The sequence below is a fragment of the Amaricoccus sp. B4 genome, assembly GCF_043226085.1.
GTDB lineage: Bacteria > Pseudomonadota > Alphaproteobacteria > Rhodobacterales > Rhodobacteraceae > Amaricoccus.
Map to the genome: position 1 here is coordinate 2,640,929 of NZ_CP171225.1, position 15,403 is coordinate 2,656,331.

At 64.9% G+C, this 15,403-nt stretch carries 16 protein-coding genes; 7 read left to right on the forward strand and 9 right to left on the reverse strand.

Going from position 1 to position 15,403, the window contains the following annotated elements; genetic code table 11:
• Positions 1 to 4 precede the first annotated feature (4 nt).
• Genes ACF66B_RS12760 through atpC form a run of 3 tightly spaced genes read left to right on the forward strand, consistent with a single transcriptional unit; the run spans position 5 to position 2,739 of the window.
• Positions 5 to 880, forward strand: a complete 876-nt coding sequence (locus tag ACF66B_RS12760; RefSeq protein WP_111429314.1) for a F0F1 ATP synthase subunit gamma — start codon at positions 5 to 7, stop codon at positions 878 to 880.
• A 19-nt stretch (positions 881 to 899) separates the two neighbouring features.
• The gene (atpD, locus tag ACF66B_RS12765) at positions 900 to 2,327 is read left to right on the forward strand and encodes a F0F1 ATP synthase subunit beta (protein WP_111429313.1); all 1,428 of its coding nucleotides are present in this window, start codon (positions 900 to 902) and stop codon (positions 2,325 to 2,327) included.
• 13 nt (positions 2,328 to 2,340) lie between these two features.
• A complete protein-coding gene (gene atpC / locus ACF66B_RS12770) occupies positions 2,341 to 2,739 on the forward strand; it encodes an ATP synthase F1 subunit epsilon (RefSeq protein ID WP_111429312.1) in 399 nt (132 codons plus the stop codon).
• Positions 2,740 to 2,967: 228 nt separating this feature from the next.
• Here atpC and ACF66B_RS12775 read toward each other — a convergent pair whose 3' ends face one another.
• The 3 genes from ACF66B_RS12775 to ACF66B_RS12785 are packed head-to-tail and all read right to left on the reverse strand — an operon-like array spanning position 2,968 to position 6,014.
• On the reverse strand, positions 2,968 to 4,242 hold the full coding sequence (locus tag ACF66B_RS12775) for an arylsulfotransferase family protein (protein WP_111429311.1): 1,275 nt from the start codon (positions 4,240 to 4,242) through the stop codon (positions 2,968 to 2,970).
• Positions 4,243 to 5,751 carry a sulfotransferase gene (locus tag ACF66B_RS12780; protein WP_162683212.1) on the reverse strand — a complete coding sequence of 503 codons (1,509 nt, stop codon included), beginning with the start codon at positions 5,749 to 5,751 and terminating at the stop codon, positions 4,243 to 4,245.
• Positions 5,748 to 6,014: a hypothetical protein gene (locus ACF66B_RS12785; protein WP_392662820.1), complete on the reverse strand. Its 267-nt coding sequence runs from the start codon at positions 6,012 to 6,014 to the stop codon at positions 5,748 to 5,750. Before ACF66B_RS12785 ends, ACF66B_RS12780 begins: the two co-directional genes overlap by 4 nt.
• Positions 6,015 to 6,413: 399 nt before the next feature.
• Here ACF66B_RS12785 and ACF66B_RS12790 point away from each other — a divergent pair, with 399 nt between their 5' ends.
• From ACF66B_RS12790 to ACF66B_RS12800, 3 genes are all read left to right on the forward strand, one after another.
• Positions 6,414 to 6,710, forward strand: a complete 297-nt coding sequence (locus ACF66B_RS12790) for an I78 family peptidase inhibitor (RefSeq protein WP_162683211.1) — start codon at positions 6,414 to 6,416, stop codon at positions 6,708 to 6,710.
• 31 nt (positions 6,711 to 6,741) lie between these two features.
• The gene (locus tag ACF66B_RS12795) at positions 6,742 to 7,554 is read left to right on the forward strand and encodes an SDR family oxidoreductase (RefSeq protein ID WP_111429308.1); all 813 of its coding nucleotides are present in this window, start codon (positions 6,742 to 6,744) and stop codon (positions 7,552 to 7,554) included.
• Positions 7,555 to 7,685: 131 nt separating this feature from the next.
• Positions 7,686 to 8,018: a BrnA antitoxin family protein gene (locus tag ACF66B_RS12800; RefSeq protein WP_111429307.1), complete on the forward strand. Its 333-nt coding sequence runs from the start codon at positions 7,686 to 7,688 to the stop codon at positions 8,016 to 8,018.
• 465 nt (positions 8,019 to 8,483) lie between these two features.
• Here ACF66B_RS12800 and ACF66B_RS12805 read toward each other — a convergent pair whose 3' ends face one another.
• A complete protein-coding gene (locus tag ACF66B_RS12805; protein ID WP_111429306.1) occupies positions 8,484 to 8,693 on the reverse strand; it encodes a cold-shock protein in 210 nt (69 codons plus the stop codon).
• Positions 8,694 to 9,296: 603 nt separating this feature from the next.
• Positions 9,297 to 9,617, reverse strand: a complete 321-nt coding sequence (gene cutA, locus ACF66B_RS12810) for a divalent-cation tolerance protein CutA (protein ID WP_111429305.1) — start codon at positions 9,615 to 9,617, stop codon at positions 9,297 to 9,299.
• 160 nt (positions 9,618 to 9,777) lie between these two features.
• Between cutA and ACF66B_RS12815 the strand changes: the two genes are divergently transcribed.
• Positions 9,778 to 10,110, forward strand: a complete 333-nt coding sequence (locus tag ACF66B_RS12815) for a nuclear transport factor 2 family protein (RefSeq protein WP_111429304.1) — start codon at positions 9,778 to 9,780, stop codon at positions 10,108 to 10,110.
• A 34-nt stretch (positions 10,111 to 10,144) separates the two neighbouring features.
• Here ACF66B_RS12815 and ACF66B_RS12820 read toward each other — a convergent pair whose 3' ends face one another.
• The 4 genes from ACF66B_RS12820 to ACF66B_RS12835 all read right to left on the reverse strand — a co-directional run bounded on the left by ACF66B_RS12820 (position 10,145) and on the right by ACF66B_RS12835 (position 15,268).
• On the reverse strand, positions 10,145 to 10,675 hold the full coding sequence (locus ACF66B_RS12820; protein WP_111429303.1) for a lipocalin family protein: 531 nt from the start codon (positions 10,673 to 10,675) through the stop codon (positions 10,145 to 10,147).
• A gap of 297 nt (positions 10,676 to 10,972) precedes the next feature.
• Complete coding sequence (locus tag ACF66B_RS12825; RefSeq protein WP_111429302.1) at positions 10,973 to 11,554, reverse strand: carbonic anhydrase; 582 nt, start codon at positions 11,552 to 11,554, stop codon at positions 10,973 to 10,975.
• 256 nt (positions 11,555 to 11,810) lie between these two features.
• On the reverse strand, positions 11,811 to 13,478 hold the full coding sequence (gene ettA / locus ACF66B_RS12830; RefSeq protein ID WP_111429301.1) for an energy-dependent translational throttle protein EttA: 1,668 nt from the start codon (positions 13,476 to 13,478) through the stop codon (positions 11,811 to 11,813).
• A 95-nt stretch (positions 13,479 to 13,573) separates the two neighbouring features.
• On the reverse strand, positions 13,574 to 15,268 hold the full coding sequence (locus ACF66B_RS12835) for an acyl-CoA dehydrogenase family protein (RefSeq protein ID WP_111429300.1): 1,695 nt from the start codon (positions 15,266 to 15,268) through the stop codon (positions 13,574 to 13,576).
• Positions 15,269 to 15,403: the final 135 nt, after the last annotated feature.

Sequence of the window (15,403 nt, forward strand, 5' to 3'; positions counted from 1 at the left end):
GCTCATGCCGAGCCTTAAGGACCTAAAAATCCGGATCGAGAGCGTCAAGTCCACGCGAAAGATCACCAAGGCCATGCAGATGGTCGCGGCGGCCAAGCTCCGCCGCGCCCAGGAGGCGGCCGAAGCCGCTCGGCCCTACGCCGAGCGGATGGAGGCTGTTCTGGGCAATCTCGCGGCGGGTGTGGCCAGCAGCCCGTCCGCGCCGCGGCTGCTCACGGGCACAGGCCAGTCGGAAAAGCACCTTCTGGTGGTTGCGACCGCAGAACGCGGTCTCTGCGGGGGCTTCAACTCATCGATCGTGAAGCTTGCCAGAGCCCATCTGGCGCGTCTTCTGGCCGAGGGGAAGGACGTCAAGATCCTGACGGTTGGCAAGAAGGGCCGCGAGCAGCTTCGCCGCGATTACGGAAACCTGATCGTCGAGCATGTCGACCTGTCGGATGTGCGCCGGATCGGCTACACCAACGCCGTCGATATCGCACACAATCTGCTCAACCGCTTCAACGCGGGTGACTATGATGTCTGCACGATCTTCTACAACCGCTTCGAGAACGTCATCACCCAGGTGCCCACGGCCCGCCAGCTCATCCCGGCGGAATTCGAGGCAACCGAAGGTGCTGCTGGCGGAGCACAGTACGACTACGAGCCTGAAGAAGGGGCCATCCTTGCTGAGCTGCTGCCGCGCGGAATCGCAACGCAGATCTTCACGGCTCTCCTCGAGAATGCCGCCTCGGAACAGGGCGCCCGGATGAGCGCCATGGACAACGCCACGCGCAATGCTGGCGACATGATCGATCGCCTGACGATCCAGTACAACCGTTCGCGCCAGGCAGCGATCACCACGGAACTCATCGAGATTATTGCGGGCGCCGAGGCGCTCTAAGGATACGGAGACCATTGCAATGGCAGATAATGCTGTCGGAAAGATCACTCAGGTCATCGGCGCTGTGGTCGATGTGCAGTTCGAAGGGGAGCTCCCCGAGATCCTGAACGCCCTTATAACCGACAACCAGGGCAGGCGCCTCGTGCTCGAGGTCGCCCAGCATCTGGGCGAATCGACCGTTCGCGCGATCGCGATGGACGGCACCGACGGTCTCGTGCGGGGCGCAACGGTCACCGATACTGGGGGACCGATCTCGGTTCCGGTTGGTGACGCCACGTTGGGCCGCATCGTGAACGTGGTTGGCGAGCCGGTGGACGAAAAGGGGCCGGTCAGCTCTGATACGCTCCGCCCGATCCATGCCGAAGCGCCCGATTTCAGCGAGCAGTCCACCGAAAGCGAGATCCTCGTAACCGGCATCAAGGTGATCGACCTGCTTGCGCCCTACTCGAAGGGCGGCAAGATCGGTCTCTTCGGCGGTGCCGGCGTGGGCAAGACGGTGCTCATCCAGGAGCTCATCAACAACATCGCGAAGGTGCACTCGGGCTATTCCGTGTTCGCTGGCGTCGGTGAGCGGACCCGCGAGGGCAACGACCTCTATCACGAGTTCATCGAATCGGGCGTCATCAATGCCGACGACCTGACCAAGTCGAAAGTGGCGCTGGTCTATGGTCAGATGAACGAGCCGCCGGGGGCGCGTGCCCGCGTCGCGCTGACCGGCCTCACCATGGCCGAGCAGTTCCGCGACCAGTCCGGCACCGACGTGCTGTTCTTTGTCGACAACATTTTCCGCTTCACGCAGGCGGGTTCGGAAGTGTCCGCGCTTCTCGGCCGTATTCCTTCGGCCGTGGGCTATCAGCCGACGCTTGCCACGGACATGGGCGCTCTGCAGGAGCGCATTACCTCGACGCGCAATGGCTCGATCACCTCGGTTCAGGCGATCTACGTTCCCGCCGACGACCTCACCGACCCGGCCCCGGCGACCTCGTTTGCGCATCTCGATGCGACCACCGTGCTTTCGCGTGCGATTTCCGAGCTCGGGATCTATCCGGCGGTGGACCCGCTTGACTCCACCTCGCGCCTCCTCGATCCGATGGTGATCGGCGAAGAACATTACCAGGTCGCCCGCGACGTGCAGGGAATCCTTCAGCGCTACAAGTCGCTTCAGGATATCATCGCGATCCTCGGGATGGACGAGCTCTCGGAAGAGGACAAGCTCACCGTGTCGCGTGCCCGCAAGATCCAGCGATTCCTGTCCCAGCCGTTCGACGTGGCTGAAGTCTTCACCGGTTCGCCCGGGGTGCAGGTTCCGCTCGATGTCACGATCGACAGCTTCAAGCGCGTCGTCGAGGGCGAGTTCGATCACCTGCCGGAAGCGGCGTTCTACATGGTCGGCGGCATCGACGAAGTGATCGCCAAGGCCGAGAAGATGGCCGCGGAAGCGGCCTGAGCGGAGCAACGCAATGGCTGACACGATGCAGTTCGAACTGGTGAGCCCGGAGCGCAAGCTCGCCTCCGTGGCAGCCACCAGCGTGCAGATCCCGGGCATGGAAGGCGACCTGACCGCCATGCCCGAGCACTCGCCGCTGCTCACCACGCTCCGTCCGGGTGTGGTGAAGGTGAACGCGGCCAGCGAGACGGCGGAATATGTCGTCACCGGTGGCTTTGCCGAGATCTCGCCCACCGCGGCGTCGATCCTCGCCGAGCAGGCCGTTCCGCGCGGTGACTTCAGCGCCGAAATGATGGAGGCTCTCAGCGCCGACGCCGATCTGGCGCTGCGTGATGCGCCGGAAGACATGAAGATGGCGGCGTCCCAGCGCGTTCGCGACGTTGCTGCCCTGAAGGCGCAGCTCGGCATGTAATAAGGATCGCGTCCGCCCGGAGAAGGCGGACAGCGGACCTTTCAATAACGACACGGCCCCGTCTTTCGGGGCCGTTTTCGTTTCTCGCTTGGTCTCCCAGGAAGAGGCGAGCCAGATCGTCGGAGGGGTGTCGGCGCCGCCGCCACAACGACGACGGCCCAGGCTCGGCAAGCCTGGGTCGTCGTCGTCTCGATCTCGCTGCGCGCGGTGTCTCGCCGCGGCGGCTGCTTACATTGCCTTGGATGTGCCGCAGGCCGGAAGCGTATCTCCGAAGAAGTCCTCCGGAACATGCCGCGCCTCTGTCACGATCAGGTTGCGCTCCGCATCCCAGACCATGTCGCGCTCCCAGGCAATTTGGCCGTCGGGCGTTGCCTCAAACACCCGTCCGTGCTGGGCTTCGGTCACCAGAACATTGCCGTTCGGCAACATCTGCTGCTTGCCGCGCTGCCAGCTGGAGAACGGTGCATCCGTGGTCCCGGCAAACACGGTGGTGACATCACGCGTGACCGGATCGATGCGAAGGATCCGCGACGCGCCGGAGCCGGTCGCATTGTCGAACACCGCGATCGTGCCATCGGGCTGGAAATCCGGATCGTGCTGCTTGAGCCAGGGCCCAGTCTGCCACCAGCGCAATGCGCCGGTATCAGGGGCGACCACCGCAAGCAGATTGATCTCCCGAAGGCTGATCAGCAGATCGCCCTCCTCGAACTGGGGAAATGCATCTGCCATCTCGGCGCGCAGCGGCTCCACATCATTTGCATGGAACGGGTCCGAGGCGAGAGAGAGGGGCTTGTCCTCGCCTGCGGCGAAGCTGCGGACGAGGAAGACGCCTTCCTGTCCGCCGTCGGCCTTGACGATGTCGTTCTCGAGAGAGAGCGTCTTGATGATCTCGCCCGTCTCCTCGTCGAGCCGCACGATCTCGTTGTTGCGCCAGGCCCAGAGCCCGCCCTTGCCGTCGCGCGTGATCGCGTGGTGATAGCCGCCCTTCACGACCCACATCGGATCGCCGCACGCGTTGAGCCGCGCGATCGCGTTGCCGGCATCGAAGGTGACTGCGATCGACCCATCGGGAAAGATTTCCATCCCGTGCAACATCACGTTGAGCGGTTTCAGACCCTCCGGATCGAGCTTGGAGTAGTCGACCGGCCAGCTGTGGCGATGCTGGCCCTCTTCGTCATAGAGCTCGACCGAAAAGGCGGAGCTGTCCTGATCCTTCGAGAGCCCGGCGACCAGCGTGTAGCCGGGGGCGACCGCATCGGGAAGGTGGAGCGCATATCCTTGATCGTTCTCGTCCCGGCCGCGGTTATGGGCCGTGACGAGATGCCGGGTCGGCTCAAGCGCAAGGTCGTTCTTCCAGTTGGCTTTCACGTCGCGAATGGTGTCTTCGGCCTGAGCGATCTGCGGCGCGGGGAACCAGCCCTGACGCTGCGCAAAGATGCCATAGACCGAGGCGAGAACCACCGCGGAGGTAACGAAGGAAATGGCGGGAAGACGGTCTTTCATCTAGAGGCTCACAAGTCTCTTCGGTTCCGCGTCACGCGGATGGACGGAAAGGGCGACGAGCTCGCCGTGGAGCGCCTGTGCATGGGCAATGAGCTCGGCGGGCGCCTTCGGCACAGCTACCGAACTCTGGGCGCGCAGCCCCTGGCCGGCGGCCAGCAGTTTGGCGGTGTCGATATCGAGAGCGTCGGCGAGCGCGGGCAGGACAGATCCCGGCGCGCGGCAGAGCGCATCATGATCAACAAAGATCACCTGAGGCCCCGCCGTTTCGAGCACGGTCTGGTAGGCATCGACCCAGTAACGAAGCCAGAACTCGAGCTCGCCGGCCGCCGCGATGTCATGGGCGGTGGAGGAAAAGGCGATCGGCTTCAAGGCTCTGCCAAACTCGAAGTGGCCAAGACCCTCCATGTAGGCGCGCGCGAACGTATCCTCGTCATGGAGCTTGAGAAACCGCAGATGCTGCCGCTGGAGCGAGGCGGCATGGGCCCAGGGGTTGCGGACCGGCACGACGATTGTCGCGTCCGGAACCAGTCGCTCGAGCAGCGGCAGGCGCGCGATATTGGCATTGTTCTTCGAGAGGTAGCGGGTTGCGCCGCCACCGGCGCGGCTCGCGACGATCTTTGCCATGTGCTGGCGGAAGAATGCCTCGAACTCCGGGTGGCTCTCATCTGCTTTCCAGGGAACGATGCGGTCGTCGTGATAGTGATCCTGCCAGAAGGCAAGCCAGGCCATCTCCTCGAAGGCTTCCGGGCTGTCGAAACCGATCTCGATCCCGTCGCCATGGGCTCTCTCGCTCACCTCTGCCTTGCGCTGCATCGCGCCGGTGATGTGGCCCCAGAGCAGCGGCGTCAGGGTGAACGGCATGTGCCGGTAGGTCGCCGAGGCGAACTCGGGGAGCTTTGCCAGCATGTCGAGCATCACGGTGGTACCTGCACGCGGCAGTGATGTCACGAAGACCGGCTTTCTGGTGCGTTCCGGATCAATGGAACGCCGATAGAGCCGCGTTTCCATGTCCGCGAGGTTCTTCTGCAGGTCCGGATTGCGGAAGGCAAAGCTGTGCAAGGCGCGGTCGACAGCGCCGTAGGGAACGCCTGCGGGGCCGGTCCGCTGGTCTGCCGACACGGCTTCATCGGAGGTGCGCAGCGCGCGGGCTACGCCCCATCCGCCGAGCGCGAAGGCCGTCGTGCCAAGCAGGAACGGCCAACCCAGCGCCATCTCGAGCGCCTCCTCCATTCGGAGAATCCCGAGCGACTGCCCGCCCCAGAGGATTGCGGCCGGCGCCAGCAGAGCGGCGGCGCCGATCAGGGTGATGCCGGCGAAGCTGCGAAGGAGATGCGCGGAGGCCCTGCGCACATGCGCCTCCTTCTCATCGTCGGAGAGCTCGCGCGACTGCATGACTGCAGCGGCCTGCTGGGCCGTTCTCGCAGCCTGACCGGTCACCGCGACCGCATTCGTGACGCGCAGAACGGCGATGAAGGCAAGGCAGCCGGCAATCAGCGCAAGCAATGTCACTTCCGCTCTCCCTCACCGACGGCGGGGGTGGAGCTGCGCTTGAAAAGACGTTTCAGCGGATACCAGATGAAGCCAACGATCGCGAGGCCGACGGCGGCGAGGAGCGCGAGCACGCTGCCAATGGCGGTCAGCCCGGCGCCGGGCCCCACGTACGCCTGCGCTGCATCGGGTACACTGGCAAGGAAGAACGCCACGAGGGCGGCTGCCGGAATGCAGAACAGGTTAAGTCGCATGCGGAACGGTTGCCACATGGTAATCTCCATATAACAGGTTTCTCCCAAAAGGAGTCGAAGCCGACACGACATGGAACTTTACGGCGTCTTGCAGTAATGCCGCTCAAGCCCCGAACAATTCATCGATGGTGTGCCATCGAATCGTCGCGCCGGATGCGCTTCCTTTAATAATGAAATTGGCGGCGGTGGCGCGGGTGTTCAAATTCATGAGCGTCCCTCCGCCGACATGTGGTGCTTCCCCTGCGGTTGTGGCGCCCGCAAGCGTTTGTTCCGGAATGAAAATCCTGTATTGATGCGGATCCGGAGAAGGCCGCTCCATCGTGCCAGGCCGGGTATGTTAACAGGGTTGCCGTAGTGCCGTTGCTTTCGCTTGACCGAGCTGCGCCGCACATGGTTGCCTTCTGCGATATGAAGACCGGAGGTTCCCACATGCTGCTTCTTCCCCGCGCGCTCGGAGTAGGGCTGTTTGCTGCCCTTGCCGCCTGCACGAGTTCGATCAAGACGGAGACCGTCGAAGCTCCTCTGGCTTCAGGCTCCGACACGTGCAACGCCGCGCCGTACGAGAAGATGGTCGGCCAGCGGGTGACTGTCCTCAACGACGCCGATCTCCCGAAGGATGCCCGGGTGCTCTTCCCCGGTGCTGCGGTGACGGAGGAGTTCATCGGCGATCGGCTCAACATCACCATCGGCACGGATGACACCATCAAGGATGTCTATTGTGGCTGATCTCGGGCGGGCCGGGCCGCGGGGCTAGGCGATGGCAAATGACCTTCAGGGAAAGTCCGTCATCGTCACCGGGGCTGCCAATGGCATCGGGCTTGCCGCGGCGCGGCTGTTCGTGAAGGCCGGGGCTTCGGTCATCATGGCCGATCATGATGAAGAGAAGCTTGATGCCGAGGTCGACAGCGTCAACGGCCTTGGGTTCGACGGCTCGGCGCGAGCCTTCTGCGGCGATCTGCGCGAAAAGCTGACCATGACCAACCTCATGGCCGAGACGCTCGATGCGAACGACAATCTCCATGTGCTCGTCAACGCGGCGCGGCTGCTTGTGACCGGCGACCCTCTCGATCCGGCGGAAGACAGGATCGAGGAGATACTGGAACAAAATGTCGTTTCAACACTGAGGCTTAGCCAGGTGGCGGCGAAGCGGATGGTCCGGTTTGCCAAGGAGGAGGGCGCCGATCGGGCGGATCGGGCGATCATCAATCTCAGCTCGATTCTCGGCCAGCGCAGCCTGCCGCGCTTCCTTGCCTTCGCGGTTGGGGCGGCGGCGTTGGATCAGGTGACGCGGAGTCTTGCGGTGGCGCTTTCGGATTTCGGGATCCGGGTGAATGCGGTGGCGGCGGGCGGGATCTATGGCAACTCGCTTGGCAAGTCGATGCCCGAGGTCGATGATCTTCCGGATGCGATCCGTGAGGTCGTGCCGCTCGGAAGGCTCGGGGAATTCAGCGAAATCGGGGAATCGATCCTGTTTCTCGCCTCACCCGCCTCGCGCTTCACGACCGGGCAGATCCTGACCGTGGACGGCGGGCGGATGCTGCTCGATCCGCTGGAGGCAACGGCGGGCTGAGGGCCGCCACCGCGGATGCACAACCCATGCACAGGGCATGCACGCGCCATATGCATGGTTTTCGGCAAAAGCCGGACTTAACCTTTGCGTGCCAGACTGGCTCCGGCTTTCCGAAACGAGGACGGACCCGGATGACCGAGCGCAAGCGGACGAGGCGCGAGGAGCGCAGCTATACGCAGCTGATGATGGAGCTCGACGAGCTCGAGACATGGCTGCGGCAGAGCCGGCTCAAGGACCGGCATATCCCGGATGCGTGGTATCACATCGAGCGCGACATGCCCGCGCGCCAGAAGAAGGTGCGGATCACCGCGGCCTTTGACGCGGATGTCGCGCGCTGGTTTCGCTCGTACGGGCCGGGTTATCAGGCGCGGATGAACGCGGTGCTGCGGGCCTACATGCTTTGCGTGGTCTCGCGCGAGATCGAGGGGCGGGCGAGCCACGACTGGAAGGGCGATCCGATATGAGCCTCCTGCGGCGGATCACGGCCGCACGCGGAAACGTGTCTGGAACTCTGCGGCGGTCTGAGGTGTTTTCCCGCTGTCCCCCGCAAGACGGGGACACGTGGAGCCGGGGCCAGAAGGGGCCTCGGACACAACCCGGAGAAGGATCATGACCCGCACGTCGCCCCGCAACCCCGTCCCGGAGCGCGAAAAGCGCGACAGGAGGCCGGAACCGCCGAAGGGATGGCGATTCACCGATTGGGCGATGCTCTGAGCAGAAGGCTCGTTTGCTGGAACCGCAGAATGCGTGACGGCTGTTGAGGCCGGAAGGGCCTGAACCGTGATCCGTCGCAAGATCATACCGCCCGGGCGAGATCAGAAGCAGAGGCGCCTGGCTCAGAAAAAGTCAGGCGCCCATCAGCCCGGACATGAAAAAGGCCCGCGAATTGCGGGCCTTTTCTGATTCGGAAGCAATCCCTGGCGGGAGGCTCAGTCGATCAGGGTCAGGTTCGACGCGGACTGACGACCGTCGCGGCCGGTTTCCATATCGAAGGAGACCTTCTGATTGTCCTTGAGGCCGGTGAGGCCAGAGCGCTCAACCGCCGAGATGTGGACGAAAACGTCCTTGGAACCACCCTCAGGGGCGATGAAGCCGAAGCCTTTGGTGGCGTTGAACCATTTCACGGTGCCGGTGGCCATCGTGCATTCTCCTCTTGTGGTGCTGCCCGCGGACCTGCGGCAGCCTGGCTAAGGTCAGAGCAAAATCGCGTGACTGAAGCCGAATAGGAGACAGTGGCCGAATTTTGGTAACGTCGCAGGATTTCATATGCACCGACTTCCGGAGTTTTGCAAGTGGCGTGATCAACCTCCGCCGGGGGGCAACCAAGAAATATTTATGAAAAGAATTGGAACCGATTCATGTATTCGCCTTGCCTTATGTGTAAACGACAGCATCGTCCCGAGCTTCGGACGCGGGTATTGGTCAAGGCAGAGAACACCGCCGCAGTTGCGGTCGGCTGGGGGGGCGCACTCCATGTGGATACTCCCGGCAGGAATGTGGAACTCTTGCCTAGTCTCGGCCAGTTCTGCCGCTCTTCCCACAGCGGCTGTCAGATGCTGACACGTGTGACGCGGAAGTGGCAGCCTTCGCTTTCCTCGCGCTCCCAGGGCGGGCGCTGCGCGGGGAGGGGACCGGTTGCCATGCCGAGACGGGCCTCGCTCGATCATCCGGAACCCTGTCATGTGGTGGGGTGAGTCGGGCGCCTCGCGGAGGGTTGCCGGGGAAACCGGCCTCCGACCGTCTCAGGGCGATTCCGTCTCGGCGCAGGCCCAGGCGAGATAGTCGGGTGTCACGGCGACGGCGGGCACCGCGTGGATGCCGGGCGTTTCATAGGGATGCAGGGCGCGGGCGGCAGCGGCCAGCGGTGCGAAGAGGTCGGCGCGGGTCTTGGCGCGGAGCGGGATTTCGCGGGCCGATTCGATTGCACCCTTCCAGTGATAGAGGCTCTCGACCGGGGGGAAGATGTTGACCGCCGCGGCAAGGCGCCGCTCGATGAGGGCGGCGGCGATCCGGCGGGCGGTCGCGGCATCGGGGCAGTTGATCCAGACATCGATCAGGGTCATGGGGCAATCGGGCCTCCTTCGGCGGTGGCGGAGGGACGCTACCCTCCGGCGCGATTGCTGTCATCAACCCTTGTCGCGCGAGTTGTGGTGCATTCCGGAAAAGTTGCGTGGGCCGTATTTCAGGCGGATACTCGGGCCTCCTCAAGGGAGGGGGAGAAAAATGGCGATCTTCGAGAAGATGAATGCGGCAATATCGGGCATGGATATGGACGCCTACCTTGATCTCTACAGCGATGATGCGGTCTTCGTGCGGCACAAGTCCGGGACGGAGCTCGACAAGGCGCAGTTTTCGGAGCTGATTCGCAAGATGGCGGCCTCCCACGGGACGGTGATGGGGGAGCGGCGCTGCCTCTACGAGAACAGCGACATCCTCGTCGTGCATTCCATCAATGACTATCCCGACGGGACGCGCGAGGCGGTGCTCATGGCCTGCTCGCTGAAGGACGGCAAGATCAACCGGGTCGAGACCGGGGCAACGCCACTCGCGACGTGATCCGGGGTGCTCGCCCGGCGTCGGGCGGGCCGGCTCACTTGGCGGCTTGCGGCACGTCGTAGAGGCGGGAGGGATCGTAGCCGTTCGCTTCCAGCACGGCTTCGGCCTTTGCCCGGCGGGCGGCGTCGATCGTGGGGGTGCGGGCGAGGATCCAGCCGGCGCTGCCGGAGGGCACGCCGACCACGGCGGTCTGGTAGCTCTCGTCGACCCAGAGCACCCAGTAATCGCCGCGGACGAAGGGCACGCGGTCGAATTTCACCTTGAGCTTGCCGGGGCCGACGATGCTCGCCTTGCCGGCGGCGGTTTCCGCCGGGCCGTCGGGCGTGTCCTTCCGGCAGGTGTTCAGGACGCTGATCGTTTCGGCGTCGATCCGGCCGTATTCCGCGGTGGTGGCGGTGCAACCCTTCTCGAAGAACACCGGGTAGCGGGCGATTTCATACCAGAGGCCGAGGTAGCGCTCCGGCTGGAAGTCGCTCTGCGCGACAATCGGTGTTCCGGTGTCGCGGTAGCTGCTGCCGGTGCAGGCCGCGAGGGCGCCACAGAGGGCGATGAGGACGGAACGCATGGGCAACGGGCTCCCGAGTGATGGCGGGGCATCATAGCCGGAACGCCACGGCGAAGGCGATGGTTCCGGGGGGGCGGAAGGAGCTTTCGCTGCGCGGCAGTGGGTCGCAGACCCGAAAGAGCGGCGATGCGGAGGGCGGCCCCGCGCGCCGGCTTGCCGTGGGAAGAGAGGAGGCCGGGGGCGATCAGCTCCGGAGCGGACTACCCCCCACGGTTTTCGCGCGCCAGCCGGACGGCCGCCTCGAGCTGAAGCTGCCACACGTTCGATTGGCGCGGGCAACCCGGACCCGCGGCGCGGTCAGCTTCTGGGCCGGCCCGCTCCGGTCGCGGCGGCGATCTCGTTCATCCGGCCGGTCTTGACGTCATAGACATAGCCGTAGATCGGGATCGCGGGGTTCACCAGCGGATGGTGGCGGATGCGGGTGACGTCCTCGAGCACCGATGCCTCCTGGTCGGCGATCGTGTGCCACTTGACGAAGCGTCCTTCCGTCGAGCCGCCGGGCTCGGAGCGGTTGCGGAAGCCCTCCGGGGTGAGTTCGGCGGTCTCCAGCGATCCGGCCAGCAGGTCGCCCATCAGGCCATCGTCGAAGAACAGCATGCCGCAATCGGTGTGGTGGATGACGAACCATTCGCGCGTGCCGAGCAGCTTGTGGCTGATGACCATCGAGCGGATCGCATCGTCGGTTGCCCGCCCGCCGGCGTTGCGCACGACATGGGCGTCGCCCTCGGCGAGGCCGGCGTATTTCGCCGGGTCCAGGCGGGCATCCATGCAGGTGAGGATCAGGAAGCCGCGCGCGGGCGGTAGGGCGAGGTCGGCCTTGTCGCCGAAGCTTTCGGCATAGGCGGCATTGGCGGATTCGACGTCCGATTTGATGGTCATGGTGGTCCTCCCGGCGCGGCGGTTTCTGGTGGGGCCGCTTGGTCGGAAGGTGGCGCAAATCGGGGTGGCGGATCAAGACTGGCCAGACGGGAGGGGGCGAACTTCGGGGCGGAGCGATATGCGCGGCGGCCGCGGAGCGTGGAGATGCCCTCGTTCGGCTGGAACCGGTCAGTGGTTGCCCGGGCGGGCGCGGAAGCGCCTGCCGCGGGTCAAATCGTGCAGGGTGGCAACGCAGCGCTGAGATCGTGTACGCGATCTACCGCGCGAACTTCTTGTATTTGATCCGCTTCGGCTCCACCGCGTCCGGGCCGAGGCGGCGGATCTTGTCGGCTTCGTAATCCTCGAAGTTGCCCTCGAACCACTCCACATGCGCGTCGCCCTCGAAGGCGAGGATGTGGGTGCAGATGCGGTCGAGGAAGAAGCGGTCGTGGCTGATGACCACGGCGCAGCCGGCGAAATCGACGAGGGCGTCCTCGAGGGCGCGCAGGGTCTCGACGTCGAGGTCGTTGGTCGGCTCGTCGAGGAGGAGGACGTTGCCGCCGGCGCGCAGGAGCTTTGCGAGGTGGACGCGGTTGCGCTCGCCGCCCGAAAGGAGGCCCACCTTCTTCTGCTGGTCGCCGCCCTTGAAGTTGAAGGCGCCGCAATAGGCGCGGGAGTTCACCTCCGCATCGCCGAGCTTGATGACGTCGAGCCCGTCGGAGATCTCTTCCCAGACGGTCTTGTTCGCATCGAGCGCGTCGCGGGACTGGTCAACATAGGAGAGCTCCACGGTGTCGCCGAGCTCGATCGTGCCGGTGTCGGGGGTTTCCTGACCGGTGAGCATGCGGAAGAGCGTGGACTTGCCGGCGCCGTTCGGGCCGATCACGCCGACGATGCCGCCCGGGGGCAGGGCGAAGGTGAGATCCTCGATGAGCTGGCGGTCGCCGTAGTGCTTCGAGAGGTTCTCGACGTCGATCACGCGGGAGCCGAGGCGGGGGCCGTTCGGGATGACGATCTGGGCCGTGGTGATCTTCTCGCGCTCGGATTTCGAGGCGAGCTCGTTATAGGCGTTGATGCGCGCCTTCTGCTTGGCCTGGCGGGCCTTGGCGCCCTGGCGGATCCATTCGAGTTCCCGCGAAAGCGTCTTCTGGCGCGCCTTGTCCTCGCGGGCTTCATGCTCCAGCCGCTTGGCCTTCTGTTCGAGCCAGGCGGAGTAGTTGCCCTCGTAGGGAATGCCGCGGCCGCGGTCGAGCTCGAGGATCCAGCCGGTGATGTCATCGAGGAAATAGCGGTCGTGGGTCACGATCAGGATCGTGCCCTTGTATTCGATCAGGTGTTTCTGGAGCCAGGCGATGGTCTCGGCGTCGAGATGGTTCGTCGGCTCGTCGAGGAGCAGCATGTCGGGCGCTTCGAGGAGCAGCTTGCAGAGGGCGACGCGGCGGCGCTCGCCGCCCGAGAGCTTGGCGGTATCCGCGTCGTCGGGCGGGCAGCGCAGCGCTTCCATGGCGATGTCGACCTGGGCGTCGAGATCCCAGAGGTTCTGGGCGTCAATCTTGTCCTGGAGCTCGGTCATCTCCTCCATGAGCTCGTCCGAGTAATCCTCGGCGACCTTCATGGCGACCTCGTTGAACCGGTCGATGAGCCCGCGCTTGGCGGCAACGCCTTCCATGACGTTCTCGCGCACGGTCTTGGCGTCGTCGAGCTTGGGCTCCTGGGACAGGTAGCCGACGGTCACGCCCTTGGCGGCCCAGGCCTCGCCCTGGAACTCCTTGTCCTGGCCGGACATGATGCGCAGAAGCGTCGACTTACCCGCGCCGTTGACGCCGACGACGCCGATCTTCACGCCGGGCAGGAACGAGAGGCGGATGTTCTCGAAGCATTTCTTGCCGCCCGGATAGGTCTTGGAGAGGCCGTCCATGTGGTAGACGTATTGGGGCGTGGCCATCGGAATACTCGCTCGAAAGGGGATCTCGGCCCGTCCCTAGCTGGAACGGGCCGAGGGCGCAAGGGATGGGGCCCGGCGCGGGGCCGGGCGCGGGCTCAGGCGGCGGCCTGTTCGAGCAGGCGGCGGGCGATGACCTGGGCCTGGATCTCGGCGGCGCCTTCGAAGATGTTGAGGATGCGCGCGTCGCAGAGCACGCGGCTCACCTGGTATTCGAGGGCGAAACCGTTGCCGCCGTGGATCTGCAGCGCATTGTCGGCGCAGGCCCAGGCGATGCGGGCGCCGAGGAGCTTGGCCATGCCGGCCTCGAGGTCGCAGCGCCGGTCCTCGTCCTTCTCGCGGGCGGAGAAATAGGTGAGCTGGCGGGCGATCATGATCTCCACCGCCATCATCGCGAGCTTGGAGTAGACGCGCGGGAAGTGGATCAGCGCCTTGCCGAACTGCTTGCGGTCCTGCGCGTAGCGCATGCCGAGCTCCATCGCGCACTGCGCAACGCCGATGGCGCGCGCGGCGGTCTGGATGCGGGCGCTCTCGAAGGTCTGCATGAGCTGCTTGAAGCCCTGGCCCTCGACGCCGCCGAGCAGGTTCGCCGCCGGCACCTTGAAGCCGTCGAAGCCGAGCTCGTATTCCTTCATGCCGCGGTAGCCGAGCACCTCGATCTCGCCGCCGGTCATGCCTTCGGTCGGGAAGGCGGTCTCTTCGGTGCCGCGAAGCTTCGGGGCGAGGAACATCGAGAGGCCGGCATAGTTGTCGGTCGCGGGATCGGTGCGGACGAGGAGCGTCATCACATCGGCGCGGGCCGCGTGGGTGATCCATGTCTTGTTGCCGGTGACGACATATTCATCGCCTGACTTCACGGCGCGGGTGCGGAGGCTTCCGAGGTCGGAGCCGGTGTTGGGCTCGGTGAAGACGGCGGTCGGCAGAATCTCGGCCGAGGCGATCTTCGGCAGCCATTCCTGCTTCTGCTCCTCCGTGCCGCCGCAGAGGATGAGCTCGGCGGCGATCTCGGAGCGGGTGCCGAGGGAGCCCACGCCGATATAGCCGCGCGAGAGCTCCTCGGAGACCACGCACATCGCCGTCTTCGACATGCCGAACCCGCCGTATTCCTCGGGGATGGTGAGGCCGAAGACGCCGAGCTCGCCCATCTCCTCGAGGATCGAGAGCGGGATGAGCTCGTCCTTCAGGTGCCATTCATGGGCGAAGGGCACGACCTTGTCCTCGGCGAAGCGCCGGAACTGGTCGCGGATCATCTCGTATTCCTCGTCGAGCCCGGTGGCGCCGAAGGTCGCCGCGCCATCCTGCTCGATCATGAGCTCGACGAGGCGCTTGCGCGCGGCATCGGTGTTGCCGAGGGACGCGAGCATGACCACCGCGGGCGTCATGAAGGCCGCGATATCTTCGGCGGCGACGCCAAGCACTTGCGGGCGGGCCATTTCGCCCTGGGACATCGGGATGCCGCCCTGGAGCTGGCAGAGATATTCGCCGAAGGCGATCTGAAGGATGAGGCTCTCCATCTCGCCGAGCCGGCCCTCGGCCTCGAGCGCCTTCGCCCAGGAGGCCATTTCCTTCAGGCTTTCGACATAGGTCGCGATCCAGGACAGCGCATGAGCTGCCGACTGGTCCGCCTCGAGCGCCTTGTTGGAGATCCGCCCGCCGGTCGAGAGCTTCACGCCGAGCGCCTTGCCCGCCGCGGCGAGCAGGGTCTTCGCGGCAGTCACAGCTTCTTCGCAGGCGGGAAGGATATCCGCCAGCACCGGCGTTTCGGACGACAGGGTTCGGGCAGCCTGGTTCATGAACTGAGAGCCTTTCGGTTGGGCGGTGACTCCCATTGTGCACCGCCGAATCGGATATTGCACGCGCGCATACGCTGGGTTGCTGCGCCGTCATTGTCAATTATCGCGCAAGAAAGCAATAGAACGAAGGTGTCA